Origin of the sequence: Haloarchaeobius lipolyticus (genome assembly GCF_051208015.1) — an archaeon.
Taxonomy (GTDB): domain Archaea; phylum Halobacteriota; class Halobacteria; order Halobacteriales; family Natrialbaceae; genus Haloarchaeobius.
In genome coordinates this window covers 194,028-210,406 of sequence record NZ_JBPKGF010000003.1, presented here as the reverse complement: position 1 = coordinate 210,406, position 16,379 = coordinate 194,028, and the positions used below count along the sequence as shown (strand labels likewise).

Below are 16,379 nucleotides of genomic sequence, written 5' to 3'. Positions count from 1 at the left end.
CTCACTCACGGTGGCGATGACGAGGGTTACCCCCACTGGGAGCCGGTTTCTGTTAGTAGTTAATATGAGGATGCCGGGCACCTCTCGGGGTCGATTTGCTCGACACCTTATACTTATATTACTCCATCAAATGCAGCTTCAACCGGACCCATCGCATTATCGATAATCTGGAAAACAGCGGTGTCAGGATCAACATGTAGATCCGGTCGGTCAAGAGCGTCTGGACCAATGAATGCTTCAGTTGCAACCATCAGTATCGCTCCGTCTCCGAGTTCCTCAACGCGTTCAATTGGGAGGTTTAGAATCCACTCGCGACCGTATTCCTCGACCATCTCAGGTGGGAACAGCATCAGCCACGAAGGATGATTGATTCTATCATTTTCCAGTCCACTCTCACTCACAGGGGATGGAAATTGATACTCCTCCGTCCCACCTCCACTCTCAATATTGTTCATCCGCCACTCATGCATTCCAAAGACATATTTTGGCAGAGTCGCTTCGTAAATGGATGACACCACTTCTATCGTTTTATTAAATACCCGAGGACCAATTTCGGAACAAAGCTCATTACAATATATGGTGAGCGTGATGATATTACCACCGTACACAAGTCTATGCTCATATTCAGAGCGAATATTTAAAAGACAGCCAATCAAATCACCTCTCAGTTTAGCCAAATCACTACTTTTCTCAAAATAGTCAACATCATTAATTTCAAGGATGTTAAGGATTTGCTGGAAAATGCTCTCACTCACTCTATCGTAGACTAAACTTACGTCGATATACGAATCTGTCATATGTCTATCCGGAGCTCGTAGAATATTGTCCTTTTGGCGGAGACCAGCCAAAGTGGAGGCAGAACCAGCAATATCGTATTATTGTCTCTTCGTCAATTCATGTGCTTCCAGATAGCGCCTCGAACGCAGCCTCGATCGGCTTCATCGCTTTAGAGATCATCTCAGCGACTGAAATATCTAAATTAGAATGGTGACTCGAATCAAGGTTGACAAATTCGTCTGTTGCAATCACCAGAATTGCCCCATCATCGAATTCTTCGATGTGTGCTGCCGGCAAATCACGCACCCACTCACGGCCGTACTGTTCCACCATCGACGGTGAGAAAACCATCAGCCAGGTCGGCCAGTTTACTCGGTTCATTGATAGACCTTCATTACTGATTGGGGAGGGAATTCTATGCTCTGTGGGTGTGGAGGCCGATTCTATATTGGTTTTCCGCAATGAGTGTATCCCAAACGCATACCGAGGGCTGGTCAGGTGATAGACTCGCTTGATTAGGTCGCTAATGTCTGAGATTCGAACATCACGCTCTTGATTGGTGAATCTCTCACAGCTAATTATCAGAGTTAATAAATCGCTATCACATTGGTATATATGATTATTTGACTCTCGGATTGTTAACTCTCCACGTACCCATCCTGAAAGGAGCGTGAGCGAATTGTCAGAGTTCATGACATAATTGATATTGGAATCTGTTTCGAACGCATCGGCGACACGATCGAATGCATTCTCTGCACCGAAATCGAAAATGTAGTTAATCTCGATGAAGGAATCGGCCATGTACTACTTAGTAAGGAAGAACGGCTTGATATTTGTGGTTTTGAAGTTGACTCAGTGATTGCCTTTGCACTAAACCAGTCTTGATCAATCTTGTTGTTGAGCGTGTCTGCTATGTCCTGCTTTCGAACATAAACAATCATTTTTGAGTCGGACAGGTCTTTTCCTCTGAGTTTCTGACTTGCGAAGTATCTAGAAGCCTTTGCTTGAATGCCATCAACGCTTGGTGCATCTATCGTATTTTTCGATTCATAATAGATATCTTTGCCATCAATATTCGTCCTAAATCCATCTAGTTCAATCCTCTTTGCCCGGTCGCTACTGAAGAGAGCATCGTTGACGAAGACACGTGCTTCTTTTGTTCCGTAAACCTTTTTCGCAATATTGTTTAGTGCCTCACCATCATCTTTCAACTCCTTAAGATTTACATTAGGTTCGTAACTAAGGTGGAACTTGCCAGAGTCCAGTCCGTTATCGGCTTTTTTCCGGGCGACACGCAATTCTAATGCCACTCCTTTTACCGCATCATTGGAATACTTTGGAGATGAGAGGCCGGCAAGATGTGGACCTCCTGTCTCGCTGGAAAGAGCTTTTCCAATCCCCTCCACGTTTTTGTCATCATTCAATACACGAATATCTCTCGCGATTGTTGCAGCAACATCAGCTGGACTGTCTGCGGCTGGGTAAACGAATCCAGCCCAACCATCTCGTGAGAAGTGGTTCCGCGAGTACGCCTGCACAATCCCAACGCGAACCCGTTCTTGGAGGTCAATAGGTACTTCTGGGCTACTCACGCGGATTTCCATCGATAGAACATCATCAATTGCATTACGGTCCGCTTTTGCAAGGAATTCGGCACCACCTTCACCGGCAGCGTTTCTGACTAATAGTGCGGCACGCTGTTGCTTCTGGCCGCTTAGCGAGCTGATTTTATCGATTACTTTTCTAGCACCTTCAACGTCGACTTTGCCATTCTGTACGTAGGACTGTTTTAGGGCTCTACGGAACCGGTCAGCATCGAAACAGCTACCCGTGGACGTTTGTATTTTTACTGTTGATGAGGACAGATCCCCCGGTCTTGCGTGGTAGTCCTTTTTACTAGCAGTGCCCCCAGCTCGGGAACAGCCTATTTCGAAGAACCGCCTCTTCGTTTCCGGATCAAATTCGTCGATGAGTTCAAGACCATCGTCGTCGGTCCGGGACAAGAACTTCGCAGCGTCTCGGCGAGCCTTTTTTCCAAGGTAAACACCATCATTCAACGATTTCTTAGCAGCCTGAGTGACCCTCCATTGCTTGCCTGCAGTTTTCACCGTACCAAGCATCCCATGTATTGTTTTTGAGTTGACACCAGTTTGTGAAGACACACCGCTTGCGAGCCGATAGCCCGTCCTCGCAGCGGGGCCAGTCACGTACTTCGACTTCGCCCCATTCTTTGCACTCTGGGCCTTCCGGTAGTAGCTCAGCGCCTTCTGGACCTTGGGCTTCGACGCCAGTTCCTGAACTTTATCCACCTTCTTGAGGTTCGACGCAAGGGCACCGCCGCCACCAGCTGACGCAGCAACCTCGAAGGTCGCAACGCCGGCGTAGTAGCCCTTCTCGAAGGCAGCGTAGTTCGTCTCGTTTTTCACAACCTTGGATCGTGGGTCGTAGTAGGGGTTCGTGACCCGCATCTCCTGCTCGTACTGCTGCACCATCGCGCCAGGCAGCTTGTCCGCCTGTTTGACCAACTCGACGTACTGCTTGTAGTCGGCCATCTGGGCGACGTAGCCCTTCGGGTCCGACATCATCTGCTGGATGGTCTCTCCCATCCCGCCGGCGCTCTTCGAGATGCCGGAGGCGTACCCGAGCGCAGCCGCTTCGTCGTCGCTCAAGCTGTTCAGTATCTCCAGTTCCTCGGCACCCTGGATGTAGAAGTTCGAGCTGGTGAACGCTGTGACTGTCTTCTGGTTGCCGTGCTCGTCTGCAACGGTCAGACTCAGGCGGTTCGTCTGCAAGCCGTTCAGGAACGCCTGGCCCGTTCCCACGGTGACCTGTGCGGAGACGTAGGAGTCCACGTTCGACGACTGATTCTTCGTCTCGTCATCGAGGTCGACGCTGAAGTTCCGGACGCCGCTCGGGTCGTCGACAGCTGCGGCGATGGTGTACTCGCCCTCTGCACCGACCTCTAACTCGTCCCAGTCTATCTCGAACTTGATGACGTTGACGTAGTTCGACTTGTACACCTCGATTTTCGGCGGGGTGACGTCGAACATCGTCGGATCCTCGCCGACCTCCAACTCTTTGGCGTCATCGATACGGTCGCGGTCGGAGTCGACATCGTCCGGGTCGGTCCCGAGTTCGAGTTCCTCCTCGTCGGAGAGCGTGTCGTCGTCAGTGTCGTCGTCGTACGGGTCGCTCGTGACCGTCGGGTTCGAGACGAACTGCCCTGGGTCGAGTGAGTTGTTCGCAGTTGCTTTCTGGAACGACTTCGCGTCCGAGTGCGTAAGGAGCAGGTCGACCGTCCAGCCGTCTACCTCGGTCGTCTCTCCGCACTCGAAAGCGTTTTTCGTCCGAGGGGAGTTACCTCACTCACGGTGGCGATGACGAGGGTTACCCCCACTTAGCCCCTTGTGATGAGACACTTTCACTGAGCCACCGACTCTACTCCCGTACCGGCACGGTCGCCGGATTATTGTCCTCCAGACGCGTCATCGCCGGCATGGTCACCATCCACCGGGCGACCCGCGAGGACACGCCCACCATCGCGAGGTTGCACGCAGCCTCCATCCGCGAGCTCGGTCGGTCGCACTACGACGACCGGCAGGTCCGTGCCTGGGCTGGTGGAAAACGCCCCGAGCGGTATCCCGTCGACGAGGAGGACGAGTACGTCGTCGTCGCCGAGGTCGACCGTCGACTCGCCGGGTACGGGCACCTGCGGCTGGAAGACGGTGAGGTTCGAGCGGTCTACGTCCATCCCGACTTCGCGCGGCGAGGTATCGGTTCGGCACTGCTCTCGCATCTGGAGTCGACGGCACGCGAGGACGGACATGTGGACTGCTACCTCTACTCGTCGTGCAACGCGGTCGGGTTCTACGAGCGGGCCGGGTGGACGGTCGTCGCCGCCGAGACCATCGAGACCACCGGCGACGGTGTGACTGCGGAACTCGTCGTACGAGTTATGGAGAAAGAGCTGTAGGATGGAGACAGAGCTGTAGCTACGTCCAGCCGGCGGCCTGCCGTCGCTCGTCAGCCAGTGCGACGAACGCAGCGGTCCACTCCGGTGCGTCGGCGTGCGTCTCGACCGCACCTGGTGTGAGCCAGTGGGTCGCCGCGACCTCGTCGGGGGCGTTCACGACGCCCTTCCCCTCGTCGTATCTCGCGAGGAAGACCACGTTCAGACACGGCTGCCCAGTGTCCGACCGGAAGGCGTTGCTCTGGACGTACCGGAGGTCGGTGACGGAGACGTCGACCTCCTCCCGTATCTCACGACGGACGGTCGCTTCCAGCGCGCTGATCTCGTGGTCGACACCCTCGACGGTGCCGCCGACCAGCGAGAGCGCACCGGCGGCGTGGTCTTCGCCCGCGGCGCGTTCGATGAGGAGGTACTCGCCGTCCCGGTAGATTGCTGCTTCCACGTTGACGGCGTACGTGTCGTCGTGACTCATTGGCCGAGAGTCCGTCCTGCTGATACGTATAGCCACTGGCCATCTGCAGCCGCGCCAGGGCGGGGCGACCGCCGCTCAGAAGAACTTCAGCAGGTCGTCGCGCTGCTGGTCGTGGAGGACGCTCCGGATGGCCTCGTCGAGCGCTTTCGTGTTGCCCTTCTTCGCGCAGATTGGAGCGATGACGTCCTGCCACTGCTTCCACGGCGGGTAGAGGCCCAGCCGGTCACAGAGGTCGTTCAGCCGCTCGTCGCGGTCGTCGACCTTGTCCATCTTGTTGACGGCGACGATGGTCGGGACGCCCAGCTCCTGCAGGAAGTGGAACATCTCCACGTCGTACGGGATGCTGTCCGGCCCGGAGTGGCGGTCGATGATGTCGATGACGCTCTTGCCGTCGACGACGACGACCCCGGCGAGGAAGTTGTCGGCGTGGTCCTCGAGGTAGTGGACGATGTCGTCTTTGATCGCCTCGCGGCGGTCTGCCTCGACACCGGACATGAAGCCGAACCCCGGCAGGTCGGTGAGGACGAAGTCCTCCGACGCCCAGTCGTAGTGGTTGGGCGAGCGCGTCACACCCGGCTTTCCTCCCGTGTCGAAGGAGTGGCCGGTATAGTGTCGCATCAGCGTCGACTTGCCGACGTTCGACCGTCCGACGAAGACGACCTCGTGTTCGCGGTCGGGACGGTTCTCGAACATGGCTGGTGGTATCCGACGGACGGGGAAAAGGGTGTCTGGTCTGCCTCGAGCCGCGGCACTGCTTGACACATCGAATCTCGTCCGGTGCTGTTCTCTCTCCCTGCGGGGAACGGACGTCCGCTCGCCGCTGGGACTATAATGCACGGCCGTGTGCTCGGCCTATGGACGTGGGTGAAACGCTCGCATCGCTCTCCGTCGGCGTCGTCGACGCGGTTCTTCCGACCGCGGTCGTCGCCGTGGTCGGCTTTCTGTTCGCCGTGATCGAACTGCAGGTCGGGACAGCGTTCTGGCTGACGGCAGTCCCCACGACGCTCGTCTTCTGCGGCGTCACGCTGTACAGCCGGAGGCGGTTCCGGGTCGAACGGTCGCTGTTTCCGGTGACGAGGGAGCTGCTCTCGCCGCTTGGCTGGTTCCCGTAGTTCATGTACCATGACGGACCCACCCCCGGTGTGCGATGAGTATCGCCGCCGGGCGCTTCGCGGGTGTGCGACGCCACGTCCGGCGCGGCGGAGACGGCGTCGCCTGTTCGCAAGACGTGTGTGGCAGGTCGCAAGACGCGACTTCTACACCTCGCCGACCCGAACCCATTTGTCTCAGTTGCCCGTCGGTTCTGACGTGCGACTCGTACAGGTGATGATTCCAGCGGGGAAGCGGGATGCCATCCTCGGCCTCCTCGACGACGAGGGTATCGACTACGTCCTCACGGACGAGACGAGTGGCCGGGAGTACACCGGAATCGTCTCGTTCCCGCTCCCGACGGGTGCAGTCGAGCCGGTGTTACAGAAACTGCGCGAAGCGGGTATCGAGCGCGAGTCCTACACGGTCGTCCTCGACGCGGAGACGGTGGTCTCGAAGAAGTTCGAACGGCTCTCAGAGCGCTACGAGGACGAGGAGTCGAGCGACCGTATCCCTCGCGAGGAGCTCAAGACACAGGCCGGGCAGATGGCTCCCGACTTCATGACGTACGCTGTCCTCATCGTCGTGAGCGTGGTCATCGCGACTGCAGGTGTGCTGCTCGATTCTGCCGCGGTGGTCGTCGGGTCGATGGTCATCGCACCGCTCATCGGGCCGGCGATGGCGACTAGCGTCGGGACCGTCCTGGACGAGTCAGACCTGTTCGTCAGGGGTGTACGGCTCCAGTTCGTGGGTCTGGTGCTCGCCGTCATCGCAGCGGCAGTGTTCGCCTGGTTCCTCAAGACGGTTCACCTCATCCCACCGACCGACATCCTCGTCATCGGGCAGGTACAGGAACGCTTGAAACCCGACATCCTCTCGCTGGCCGTCGCGCTCGGGGCCGGTATCGCCGGGGCGCTGTCCTTGCGCTCTGGCGTCTCCGCCTCACTGGTCGGCGTCATGATAGCCGTGGCGCTCGTCCCACCGGTGGCCGTCGTCGGCATCGGAATCGCCTACATGAAGCCGCTGGTCGTCCTCGGAGCGAGCGTCCTCCTGCTTGTCAACGTCCTCTCTATCAACCTCGCAGCGACCGCGACGCTGTGGTACGGCGGCTACCGTCCGGAGCACTGGTTCCAGTTCGACGACGCCCGTTCGGCGACCGTCAAGCGGGTGGCGATTCTCGTCGGTGCCATCGCCGTCCTCTCCGTCTTCCTCGGCGGCGTCACGTACATGTCGTACAACACGGCCGCGATAGAGGACGAGGTGGTCGCGGGCGTCGGTGACACCCTCGAGGACTACCCCGACCTTCGACTCGTCGACGTCCGTCTCGTCCACGAAGAGAACCTCTACGAGCGCGTATTCGACCCGAAACCGGAGCGTATCGTCATCACGGTCGCTCGCCCACCCGGTGAGCGCTATCCCGATCTCGCCCAGGACATCTACGAGTCTGTCGTCGACAGCGACGGCATCGCGGTCGAGGTCAGGTTTCTCGAGTACAGGAGCGCCGGCCCGGACGCTGGTAGCTCCACGACGGTCGCCTCTGCACGGGGAAGTGTGCCTCCGGTCTCCCTGGCTCCGAGCGGACTCTCGTCTCGACAACCCGCCGTCACCCACGGGTAACTCCCTGACCGGACGGTGCTGTACTGCTCATCTCGTTAGCGCGCGTACCAGAGACGTATGAATCTGAAACTGGCTGCCGCCTTGGTCGCGCTGCTCACGGTGAGCGCCGGCTGCCTCGGGACTGCTGCGGTCGTCGGCGACTCGACGCCCGCGATGAGTTCCGACGAGAAGGATACGGCACCGACGGTGTCCGTCAGCGGCGTCGGCACGGTCGAGGCTGCCCCCGACGAGGCGGTCATCCGCATCACCGTCGAGCGTGACGGCCGAACCGCAGACGAGGCCCGGACCTTCACCGCCCAGGACGCCACGTCGATGCGTCAGGCACTCCGCGACGCCGGTGTTCCCGACGACGACGTGAAGACTACGGCCTACTACATCAACCCGCGATACGACTACAAGGCCAACAACGAGCTGGTCGGCTACCGTGCCATCCACTCGTACGAGGTGACGACCGACAACATCTCGAGAGCGGGTGAGCTGGTCGACATCGCGGTGAAGAACGGTGCCGCACGGATCGACGGCGTCACGTTCCAGCTGAGCGATGAGAAACAACGCGCCCTCCGAAGCGACGCCATCACGAAGGCGGTCGAGGCGGCGAAAGCCGACGCCGACGCCTTCGTCGCCGCGGCCGATCTCTCCATCGTCCGGTTGAAGAGCGCCAGCGTCTCCGGGAGTTCGGTAGGCCCGTACCCGGTCTACTACCAGCGGTCGGCAGAAGCCGCGGACGCATCGACGACCCTCGAACCCGGCCCGGTCGAGGTCCAGGTGACGGTCACCATCGTCTACGAAGTCGCGTGAGCCGCCTCGGGGTTGAGCCCCGAGGCACTCGACCTGGTCCGCCTGTAAAAACGAATCTACACCGTCTTTCCTTCCGCCGAAATCTTCACTCCTCGAACGGCAGCTCCAGTTCGTAGTCGACCGCCTCGACCGCGGCGTCAAGGACCTCGTCGACGTTCTCGTTCTCCGTGACGCTCATGTAGTAATCCGCATCGACGTCCGTGGAGATGTCCGACTTGTTGCAGACCACGAGGACGGGCACGTCCTCGAACTCGGCCTTGACCGACTCCAGCAGCTCGAGCTGGTCGGAGAGGGGGTAGCCACAGTTGCCGCTGGCGTCAACCATGAACAGGAGACAGTCACCCAGGTGGGTGAGTGCGGAGGCGGCCTGCTGTTCGATGTCGTTGCGCTCCTCGGCGGGGCGGTCGAGCAGTCCCGGCGTGTCGATGATCTGGTAGCGGATGTGCTGGCGCTCGAAGTGGCCGACGCCGATACCTTTCGTCGTGAACGGGTAGGAGGCTGTCTCGTTGCTGGCGCGAGTGACCGCGTTGACGAACGAGGACTTGCCGACGTTCGGATAGCCGGCGACGACAATCGCTGGCTCGTCCGGACGGATGTCCGGCAACGACTTCAGTGCGTCACGCGCTTCGCCGATGAGCAGGAGGTCGTCCTCTATCTCCTCGACGACGTCCGCGAGCCGTGCGAACGCCTGCTTGCGGAACTTCCGGGCGGTGTCGATGTCGGTGTTTCGGATGCGGCTCTCGTACTCGCTGCGGATCTCTGCGGTCTTACGGGATGCCCAGGTGACCTCCGATAGCGCCTTCCGAAGCTCGTCGACGCCAGTTGGAATCGGGCCGCCCGACGTTGCGCCGGCTTCCGCTGCTTTCGCGCCGACGACGGCGTCGGCGAGTTCGTAGTAGAACGGGTCGACCTCGTCGAAATCGGGCCAGGCGGTGACGATGTTCTCCAGGTTGTCCGAGAGAATATTCGACGCCGTCTGGAGCATCGACGTCTGGGCGTCGTGTCCGGACTTCGCTCGCCCGGTGCGAGCGGCCCGCGAGAACGCCTTGTCGATGAGTTCTTCCGACCGTGGTGTCGTCGGAAGGTTCTCGAAAATCATGCACGGTGCTATGTGAGCCGGGGATAAAAGCGCGTTCATCCGGCTGTAAGGAGCCGCGTCCGGCACGACCCTGAAACGAGGAGAGGACCAAGCGCAACGTCGAAAGCGCAGCGTGATAAATCAGAAAGAGTTCCGGTGACGAGGTGTCACCGGCTACCGGAGACGACACCCACGGTTCGAGAACCGAGGCGCCGCAACGACTCGACTCGTCGACGGTGGTCGGTTCGCGTCGTCAGCTACTTCTTATCTTTCGACTTCGAGGACCCCGACGACTTCGAGGACTTCGAGGACCCCGACGACTTGGACGACTTCGAGGACCCCGACGACTTCGAGGACTTCGAGGATGATTTAGAGCCCGACTTCGACGACGATTCCGAGCCCTTCTCTATCTGCTCCTCGTCTCGACGCGTGCTCGCTTCCCCTGTACCTTCGGCACCGTGGAGCTGCGGCGTGCCCATCTGGCCGGACGCCTGCCAGCCGGCGCCAGCCTGGCCGTACTGACCGCTCATCTGCGGCTCGTACTGCGGTCCCATCTGCTGGCCGTACTGGCCGCTCATCCGCTGCTCGTGTTGCGGCTCCGTCTGCTGGCCGTACTGACCGCTCATCCGCTGCTCGTATTGCGGCCCCGTCTGCTGGCCGTGCTGCGTCTCGAACCGTGCCTGCTGGTCGCCGAACCGGCCGGACCCCTGCCAGCCACCACCGTTGTAGTCCTGCTCATGGCGATACTCGGGCTGACCCTGTGGCGGCTGCCCCCCCATCCGGGTCTCGACGTGCATCTGGGGCGGTGCCATCTGCTGGATCTCGTGGCTCACGTCGTCGAAGCTGCGGAGATACCCGTTCAGCATCGACCGTGCCAGCTGATTGCCCTGGTGCTGCATCTGCTCGACGACGTTGAACCCGACCATCGACAGCTGGCCGAGGTTCCGGAAGAACTGCATCGATTGCGTCACCGGGAACGTCATCGTCTCTTCGAACGTCGTCCGTCCCTGTGCCTGGCCGTTCATGGAGCCACGCATCGGCTGGGCCGAACCCGAATCGACCCGCCCTTCGATGGTCGTCTGGGCTCCACCCTGTCTCTGGGGGCCGGTGTGCATACTTCCAGTCCACTGTGCACCCTGCGGGCCCGCTTGCGAGTAACCGGCCGACTGCTGCGCACCGAACTGCTGCCCTTGCGTGGGCTGTTGCTGTCCGTGCTGCATCTGTCCCCTCCATTGCGCTCCCTGCTGGCCCTGCGGACCCTGATCGTAGATCATCTGCCCGCTCGATTCGCCGCCCGCGTACCTACCCTGCTCTTCCCGCGACTGTGCTTCGTGGGTCATGCGACCCTGCGCTTCGGCGTGCTGCTGGTCCTGCGTTCTCTGGGTTTCTTCTCGGTCCTGTGTCTGTTTCCGTTGCTGGTCTGCCTCACTTCGCTGGTCCTGCTTCGACTCTTCACGGTCTTCTTTACGATATTGTTGACTCATTATTGATGTGCGTCCGAAGGGATGCACTCAGATATGATGTCGACACACCAATAAACATGTGGCCTGCTGTTCCCAGGTCCAGTGATATATCTCATTCACTGGCAGCTACTTTTCACTTCTGACGAAGGGAGCTCAGAGAGGGATAGACCACAATCTTCGAGTTTCAGGCACTATAGAGAGCAATCAAGAAATCAAGTATGCTGGTGAGGAGTGCATATCCTCGAAAGCGATAGAATCCAAATTATATCAATATACAGTAAATAAAGAAGAATGATTAGTGTAGTTCATTATATGTTTTCTCGCCGTCTATGGGTCCGGTTGAACGTCGGTTCCTCGATGAACCTAACTCGAGCACCGGACGGAACGCTCTGCACCGTGCTGAGAAGAAAGTTTAGAAGATAAACAGGTCTCCCGGTCGGCGCTCGGCGCCCGTTCGCTCAGGCGTACCCGGCGTCCAGGTACGCCTCGACCGACCAGCCCCAGATGTCGTCCTCGAGCCAGTGCAGCCCCCACCAGGTGTACCCGTCCTCATCGGTGGGTCCGTTGACGATCTCGGCGTTCGAACCGGTCGGCATCGTCGCGACGACGGGCGACTCGGTCCCGGGCTGTTCGCGGGTGTTCAGGTCGGCCGTGCAGTGAACGATGTCGCCATCCGACCAGCCGCCGCTCCCGCCGCCGTTCACGAGCGACATGAAGTAGTCCCAGTCCCAGGTGTTTCCGGGGTCGTATTTGCCCCCCGTCACCTGCGAGCAGTCGTTCGGATCGGGCACCTGTTCGTGGCCGATGATGCCGCCCTCGCCGGAGTATGCGGAACACGGTGCGAGGTCGTACGTCGGATGCTGTTTCGGGATGCCGAACGTGTCACAGACGTACCTGGCCACCTCGGCGGCCTGCTGGTAGATGGTGTCGTTGAAGTTCGTCTGGTCGGCGTAGCCCTCCAGTTCGATGGAGACGCCCGTCTCGTTGTACTCCCAGTTACCCTGGGTCCACGCGATGTCCTCGAGGCGGACCATCTTCGTTATCTGGTCCGGCTGGTTGCCGACGACGTAGTGCGAACTCACGTTCGAGTCAGGATTCTGGAACCAGCTGATTGCTCCTTCGTACGAGCCCTCGATGGTGTGCATCACGAGCCAGCGCATGTCGCTCGCGGTTCGACTCGCATTCGTGTAGTTACTGGAGTCGGCCGGCTCCCAGCGGTCGTGGACCGACGCGGCGACCGTCGAGGCCGTCGCACCGACCACGGTGACCGAGCCGAGCGTCGCGCCCGTCGCCTTCAGGAAGGAACGTCTGTTGCGCGTCATGTCGTGCTATCACATGACACAATCCGGGCGAAAAAGAGTTCTCAAACGGATAGCACGTTCATCGTAGTTTCCATTAGACATTTCCATTGGCCACTTCCGAAGTGATGAACGGGCCGTCTCCCGGTTACCGCCGCTCCGCCAACTCGTCGCGCAGGTCGTCGACGTCCATGTCCTTCATCGAGAGCAACACGAGCAAATGGTAGACCAGATCTGCGGACTCGTAGGCGAGTTCGTCGTGGTCGTCGTCCTTCGCGGCGAGGATGACCTCCGTCGCCTCCTCGCCGATCTTCTCCAGTACCGCGTTCTCACCCTTCTCGTGGGTGAACAGGCTCGCGGTGTAGGAATCCTCGGGCAGCGTCTCCTTGCGGTCCTCGATGACGGCGAACAGCTCGTCGAGTATCTCGTCGGTGGAATCGTTCATTGTTCAGGCGTAGTCGGCGACGTCTCGGATGTCATCCAGGACGTCGAAATCCTCCTGCGGGCGGCGACCGTCCTCGAAGACGGCTTCTGCGACCTCGACGGGTGCGTTCGTTCGGGCAGCGAGCGCGAGCGAGTCGCTCGGTCGGGCGTCGACGACCGTCTCGCCCCGCGGCGTCTCGAGGTGCAGGTCGGCGATGTAGGTCCCGTCTTCGACGCGGCTCACGACAACCTTCGTGACGCGGCCGCCGAGTTCCTCCATCACGTCGAGCAGCAGGTCGTGCGTGAGCGGACGGCCGATGTCGTCCGCGTCGAGTCCCCGGACGATGGCGATGGCCTCGTCGAACCCGATGAATATCGGCAATACGTCGTCGCTGTCGTCGTCTATGGCGAGGACGACGACGGGAACGGGCCCGTCCTGGGTCCCGGCGACACGCACCGCGTCGATAGCTGCATCCATGGTTCGACCGAGGGGTGCCAGCGTGAAAAGCCTGCGCTCTCAACTATATGGGAAGACGGACGCCCTCACCCGGTTATCTCGCGAGCTGTTCCGCCTCGGGTGCGAAGAATGCGAGCCGGTGGATGCGGACGTCGGGGGTGAGCTCGGGGTGGAACGCGGTCCCGACGACGGGGCCGTCACGGACGGCGACCGGCCGACCGTCCCACTCGGCGAGGACGGTGACGTCCTCACCGACCTCGTCGATGGCCGGCGCGCGGATGAACACGGCCGGGAACGGCTCGTCGAGTCCGTCGACCGACAGCGGCGCTTCGAAGCTGTCCTTCTGCCGACCGAAGGCGTTCCGGTCGACCGAGACGTCGAGGACGCCGAGCGTGTCTACGCGGTCGTCCTTCGCGTCACGTGAGGAGACGATGAGCCCGGCACAGGTCGCGAGCAGCGGCTTGCCGTCGGCGACGTGCTGACGTATCTCGTCGTCGATGCCCTCCTCGCGCAGAAGCCGAGAGATCGTCGTCGACTCCCCACCCGGGAGCAACAGGAGGTCGCAGCCGGGGACGATTCCCGACTCACGTATCTCGTGGACGGTCACCTCCTCGTCGTGGGCCGCGGCGGCACGGCGAATCGCGTCGGCGTGTTCTGAAACGTCGCCCTGGACGGCGACGACACCGGCAGTGAGCGTCATGACTGTCGGTAGCGACCACCGGAAGAAAAACCTCGCGTCCTCGGTCCGGCCGCGTTACAGCGCGACGCGGAGGACGAGGACGAGCGCCCCGAAGAAGACGCCGAAGGCGACTATCGTCTTGGGGTCGACTCGAATCGCGTTGCGGTCCTCTGCATCGAAGTACCGGACGAGTCCGGCACTCGACATGAGTCCGCCGGAGTTCTGGCCCTTGCTCATGTTCCTCCTTCCAGTGGCCGCGACTCTAAAGCTTTCGACACGGAAGCGATAGTTCTCGACCTCGACTGGAGCGAGGGTTGCCCTGGTTGTACGGCCGATTCGGCCGGTCCGGTCGTGCGTCTGTGACACCGTATCGTCGCCGAACCAAACCCTTATGCGCGGCGCGAAGGTAGCCAGAGTCGTTATGGCAGTCACGCTCAAGGACTTCTACGCTGACTGGTGTGGGCCGTGCAAGACGCAGGACCCCATCCTCGAGGAGCTCGAAGACGACTGGGACGGTCGCTTCGAGGTCGAGAAGATCAACGTCGACGAGGAACAGGACGTCGCCAACGAGTATCAGGTCCGTTCGCTCCCGACGCTCATCATCGAGAACGACGACGGCGTCGTCGAACGGTTCGTCGGTGTCACCCAGCGCGAAGACCTCGAAGACGCGCTGGAGAAGGCGGGCGCATAAGCGAGGACGGCCTCTTCTCCCGTCGTAATACGCGGTCGACGAGGCTCGCGTGTATCCCGAGACGACGGTTCATCGTGTGATAGTATCGGCGACGTGCTCGTCCCGCGATGGACACGGGCCGACCTGAAGACCGTCGGAGACGAACGCAACGCTGAAACCGGAGGTCTTCTCGAACTCGAAGGTAAACTTCGTACGCGCTGGCCCCCTCTCTCCCGTTGCGGAGGCGTAGCGCATCCAGTGCGGGAGAGAAGTGGCGTCAGCGTGAAGGGGAGACGTCACGCGGGGGGGACGAGACGGACTCGACCGTACTCGCTGGGCGCTCAGAGGACTGCGTGCACCCGCGGCCTCCTGTCCTCCCATCTCTATTTGCTCGTTTGCACGGACGCTCCCACGGCGAGTCGCCTCCTGGGTACCCGTAGCGGATGACGTCCCGATTACTCGAACCGGACGCCCACGTCGTGCATCCCGTCGTTGTACCGGGCGATGTTGATGACCAGCGGCGTGACGCTCTCGACCTCGGCCGCGTTGGCCAGGGGCCCGGCATCGAGCGGCCGCAGTCCCTCTATCTCGTCCGCGAGCCGGTGAACGATGTCCTTCGCGTCGGGGTCGTCCCCGACGAGGAGCGTGTCCAGGTTCAGGTCGGCGTCGAGGTTCGCCAACCGGTCGGCCGAGAGGTTGTGGAACGCCCCGACCGTCGAGACGCCGTCGGGTGCCGCGTTCGCGGCGAGCGCGGTCACGGAACCCGCCTTCGGTCGGTGGTAGTGCATCCCGTCCTCGTCACCTTTCATCCCGACGGCGGGCGAGACGAGGATGTCGTCGTCGTCCAGCTTGTCGGCGACGCTCTCGACCGTGTCCGCGACGTGGTACGGCGGCACCGCGAGCACGATGACGTCGGCCCGGTCGGCCGCCATCTCGTTGACGAAGCCCTGTACCTTCGTCTCGACGCCGCGGCTGTCGAGTTCGGTCTCGTACTCCTCGGCCATCGTCCGTGCCTTCTCCGGGTCACGCGAGCCGATGATGACCTCGTGGTCCGTATCGTAGGCCCACCGAAGCGCGAGTCCCTGACCGATGTCACCAGTCCCGCCGAGTAGTGCGATTCGCATACGGGCAACGTGGGGCCGGACCGAAAATAAGGGTTCGGAGTTAGCCGTTCGTGCCGGTTGTTCGTCACGCGCGGAGTCGGCCGAGTCCGCCGTGGTAGGTGAAGAACTCTGCGAGCCCCCAGAGGCCTGCGGTCCCGGCGAGCACGAGGCCGAGTTCGACGGCGGGCGGATGCGCCCAGAGACCCGTGCCGGCCACCCGCGCGACGGTTGCACCGGCGGCGATGTGGAGGACGAGGAACGTCCCGGAGAACCGCCACAGCTGTCGCGGGCGACGGCCGGTCTCGGGGAACTCCAGCGAGGCGACGTGATACCCGAGACCGACGGTCAGCGGCGACACCGCGGCGACGTAGACGAGCGAGGTGTACGGGTCCGGCGGCGCGAAGGTCGACCTGACGACCAGTGCGGCGGCGAATCCGAGCACGAGCGCCCACGCGGCCCGCGTTCGACGAAGTCCCATGCGACGG

General features: G+C 60.8%; 19 protein-coding genes. 5 read left to right on the top strand and 14 right to left on the bottom strand.

The genetic code is table 11. From position 1 onward, the window contains the following. Positions 1–113: 113 nt before the first annotated feature. The 3 genes from ACSC1Y_RS10930 to ACSC1Y_RS10920 form a co-directional block, all read right to left on the bottom strand. Positions 114–797 (bottom strand): hypothetical protein, encoded by a 684-nt coding sequence (locus tag ACSC1Y_RS10930; RefSeq protein ID WP_435334877.1) that lies wholly within the window; start codon positions 795–797, stop codon positions 114–116. 97 nt (positions 798–894) lie between these two features. After that, positions 895–1,158: a hypothetical protein gene (locus ACSC1Y_RS10925; RefSeq protein ID WP_435334876.1), complete on the bottom strand. Its 264-nt coding sequence runs from the start codon at positions 1,156–1,158 to the stop codon at positions 895–897. 308 nt (positions 1,159–1,466) lie between these two features. After that, the gene (locus ACSC1Y_RS10920; RefSeq protein WP_435334875.1) at positions 1,467–3,827 is read right to left on the bottom strand and encodes a hypothetical protein; all 2,361 of its coding nucleotides are present in this window, start codon (positions 3,825–3,827) and stop codon (positions 1,467–1,469) included. A gap of 446 nt (positions 3,828–4,273) precedes the next feature. Here ACSC1Y_RS10920 and ACSC1Y_RS10915 point away from each other — a divergent pair, with 446 nt between their 5' ends. After that, a complete protein-coding gene (locus tag ACSC1Y_RS10915; RefSeq protein ID WP_435334874.1) occupies positions 4,274–4,750 on the top strand; it encodes a GNAT family N-acetyltransferase in 477 nt (158 codons plus the stop codon). A gap of 19 nt (positions 4,751–4,769) precedes the next feature. Here the strand turns inward: ACSC1Y_RS10915 and ACSC1Y_RS10910 are convergent, their stop codons facing one another. Both ACSC1Y_RS10910 and engB read right to left on the bottom strand, forming a co-directional pair. After that, complete coding sequence (locus ACSC1Y_RS10910) at positions 4,770–5,219, bottom strand: NUDIX domain-containing protein (RefSeq protein WP_435334873.1); 450 nt, start codon at positions 5,217–5,219, stop codon at positions 4,770–4,772. A gap of 75 nt (positions 5,220–5,294) precedes the next feature. Further along, positions 5,295–5,912, bottom strand: coding sequence for a GTP-binding protein EngB (engB, locus tag ACSC1Y_RS10905; protein WP_435334872.1), 618 nt, complete (start codon positions 5,910–5,912; stop codon positions 5,295–5,297). A gap of 161 nt (positions 5,913–6,073) precedes the next feature. On the opposite strand from engB, the gene ACSC1Y_RS10900 reads away from it, so the two are divergent. The 3 genes from ACSC1Y_RS10900 to ACSC1Y_RS10890 all read left to right on the top strand — a co-directional run bounded on the left by ACSC1Y_RS10900 (position 6,074) and on the right by ACSC1Y_RS10890 (position 8,723). Beyond that, positions 6,074–6,331 (top strand): hypothetical protein, encoded by a 258-nt coding sequence (locus ACSC1Y_RS10900; protein WP_435334871.1) that lies wholly within the window; start codon positions 6,074–6,076, stop codon positions 6,329–6,331. Between the two features lie 196 nt (positions 6,332–6,527). Then, positions 6,528–7,925, top strand: coding sequence for a TIGR00341 family protein (locus ACSC1Y_RS10895; protein WP_435334870.1), 1,398 nt, complete (start codon positions 6,528–6,530; stop codon positions 7,923–7,925). A 57-nt stretch (positions 7,926–7,982) separates the two neighbouring features. After that, positions 7,983–8,723, top strand: coding sequence for an SIMPL domain-containing protein (locus tag ACSC1Y_RS10890; protein WP_435334869.1), 741 nt, complete (start codon positions 7,983–7,985; stop codon positions 8,721–8,723). 85 nt (positions 8,724–8,808) lie between these two features. On the opposite strand, the gene ACSC1Y_RS10885 is transcribed toward ACSC1Y_RS10890, so the two are convergent. The 7 genes from ACSC1Y_RS10885 to ACSC1Y_RS10855 all read right to left on the bottom strand — a co-directional run bounded on the left by ACSC1Y_RS10885 (position 8,809) and on the right by ACSC1Y_RS10855 (position 14,358). Then, the gene (locus tag ACSC1Y_RS10885; RefSeq protein ID WP_435334868.1) at positions 8,809–9,822 is read right to left on the bottom strand and encodes an NOG1 family protein; all 1,014 of its coding nucleotides are present in this window, start codon (positions 9,820–9,822) and stop codon (positions 8,809–8,811) included. A gap of 236 nt (positions 9,823–10,058) precedes the next feature. Continuing rightward, positions 10,059–11,285 carry a hypothetical protein gene (locus ACSC1Y_RS10880; RefSeq protein WP_435334867.1) on the bottom strand — a complete coding sequence of 409 codons (1,227 nt, stop codon included), beginning with the start codon at positions 11,283–11,285 and terminating at the stop codon, positions 10,059–10,061. 437 nt (positions 11,286–11,722) lie between these two features. Beyond that, entirely contained in the window at positions 11,723–12,586 is an 864-nt protein-coding gene (locus ACSC1Y_RS10875) for an N-acetylmuramoyl-L-alanine amidase (RefSeq protein WP_435334866.1), read from the bottom strand. 124 nt (positions 12,587–12,710) lie between these two features. Beyond that, positions 12,711–13,007 (bottom strand): phosphoribosyl-ATP diphosphatase, encoded by a 297-nt coding sequence (gene hisE / locus ACSC1Y_RS10870; protein ID WP_435334865.1) that lies wholly within the window; start codon positions 13,005–13,007, stop codon positions 12,711–12,713. A gap of 3 nt (positions 13,008–13,010) precedes the next feature. Continuing rightward, the gene (locus tag ACSC1Y_RS10865) at positions 13,011–13,463 is read right to left on the bottom strand and encodes a bifunctional nuclease family protein (protein ID WP_435334864.1); all 453 of its coding nucleotides are present in this window, start codon (positions 13,461–13,463) and stop codon (positions 13,011–13,013) included. 73 nt (positions 13,464–13,536) lie between these two features. After that, a complete protein-coding gene (pdxT, locus tag ACSC1Y_RS10860; RefSeq protein ID WP_435334863.1) occupies positions 13,537–14,142 on the bottom strand; it encodes a pyridoxal 5'-phosphate synthase glutaminase subunit PdxT in 606 nt (201 codons plus the stop codon). Positions 14,143–14,196: 54 nt separating this feature from the next. Continuing rightward, positions 14,197–14,358 (bottom strand): preprotein translocase subunit Sec61beta, encoded by a 162-nt coding sequence (locus ACSC1Y_RS10855; RefSeq protein WP_435334862.1) that lies wholly within the window; start codon positions 14,356–14,358, stop codon positions 14,197–14,199. 184 nt (positions 14,359–14,542) lie between these two features. Between ACSC1Y_RS10855 and ACSC1Y_RS10850 the strand changes: the two genes are divergently transcribed. Next, positions 14,543–14,812 carry a thioredoxin family protein gene (locus tag ACSC1Y_RS10850; protein WP_435334861.1) on the top strand — a complete coding sequence of 90 codons (270 nt, stop codon included), beginning with the start codon at positions 14,543–14,545 and terminating at the stop codon, positions 14,810–14,812. A gap of 434 nt (positions 14,813–15,246) precedes the next feature. Here ACSC1Y_RS10850 and npdG read toward each other — a convergent pair whose 3' ends face one another. Together npdG and ACSC1Y_RS10840 are read right to left on the bottom strand one after the other, a co-directional pair. Further along, positions 15,247–15,915 (bottom strand): NADPH-dependent F420 reductase, encoded by a 669-nt coding sequence (gene npdG, locus ACSC1Y_RS10845; protein WP_435334860.1) that lies wholly within the window; start codon positions 15,913–15,915, stop codon positions 15,247–15,249. 64 nt (positions 15,916–15,979) lie between these two features. Further along, complete coding sequence (locus tag ACSC1Y_RS10840) at positions 15,980–16,372, bottom strand: hypothetical protein (RefSeq protein ID WP_435334859.1); 393 nt, start codon at positions 16,370–16,372, stop codon at positions 15,980–15,982. Positions 16,373–16,379 lie beyond the last annotated feature (7 nt).

Coding starts and splice junctions, on each gene's coding strand:
- pdxT (WP_435334863.1), bottom strand. CDS start 14,142: ATGACGCTCACTGCCGGTGTCGTCGCCGTCCAGGGCGACGTTTCAGAA.
- ACSC1Y_RS10890 (WP_435334869.1), top strand. CDS start 7,983: ATGAATCTGAAACTGGCTGCCGCCTTGGTCGCGCTGCTCACGGTGAGC.
- ACSC1Y_RS10920 (WP_435334875.1), bottom strand. CDS start 3,827: ATGTTCGACGTCACCCCGCCGAAAATCGAGGTGTACAAGTCGAACTAC.
- ACSC1Y_RS10875 (WP_435334866.1), bottom strand. CDS start 12,586: ATGACGCGCAACAGACGTTCCTTCCTGAAGGCGACGGGCGCGACGCTC.
- hisE (WP_435334865.1), bottom strand. CDS start 13,007: ATGAACGATTCCACCGACGAGATACTCGACGAGCTGTTCGCCGTCATC.
- ACSC1Y_RS10865 (WP_435334864.1), bottom strand. CDS start 13,463: ATGGATGCAGCTATCGACGCGGTGCGTGTCGCCGGGACCCAGGACGGG.
- ACSC1Y_RS10930 (WP_435334877.1), bottom strand. CDS start 797: ATGACAGATTCGTATATCGACGTAAGTTTAGTCTACGATAGAGTGAGT.
- ACSC1Y_RS10855 (WP_435334862.1), bottom strand. CDS start 14,358: ATGAGCAAGGGCCAGAACTCCGGCGGACTCATGTCGAGTGCCGGACTC.
- ACSC1Y_RS10885 (WP_435334868.1), bottom strand. CDS start 9,822: ATGATTTTCGAGAACCTTCCGACGACACCACGGTCGGAAGAACTCATC.
- ACSC1Y_RS10840 (WP_435334859.1), bottom strand. CDS start 16,372: ATGGGACTTCGTCGAACGCGGGCCGCGTGGGCGCTCGTGCTCGGATTC.
- ACSC1Y_RS10910 (WP_435334873.1), bottom strand. CDS start 5,219: ATGAGTCACGACGACACGTACGCCGTCAACGTGGAAGCAGCAATCTAC.
- ACSC1Y_RS10915 (WP_435334874.1), top strand. CDS start 4,274: ATGGTCACCATCCACCGGGCGACCCGCGAGGACACGCCCACCATCGCG.
- ACSC1Y_RS10900 (WP_435334871.1), top strand. CDS start 6,074: ATGGACGTGGGTGAAACGCTCGCATCGCTCTCCGTCGGCGTCGTCGAC.
- ACSC1Y_RS10925 (WP_435334876.1), bottom strand. CDS start 1,158: ATGAACCGAGTAAACTGGCCGACCTGGCTGATGGTTTTCTCACCGTCG.
- npdG (WP_435334860.1), bottom strand. CDS start 15,915: ATGCGAATCGCACTACTCGGCGGGACTGGTGACATCGGTCAGGGACTC.
- ACSC1Y_RS10850 (WP_435334861.1), top strand. CDS start 14,543: ATGGCAGTCACGCTCAAGGACTTCTACGCTGACTGGTGTGGGCCGTGC.
- ACSC1Y_RS10880 (WP_435334867.1), bottom strand. CDS start 11,285: ATGAGTCAACAATATCGTAAAGAAGACCGTGAAGAGTCGAAGCAGGAC.
- engB (WP_435334872.1), bottom strand. CDS start 5,912: ATGTTCGAGAACCGTCCCGACCGCGAACACGAGGTCGTCTTCGTCGGA.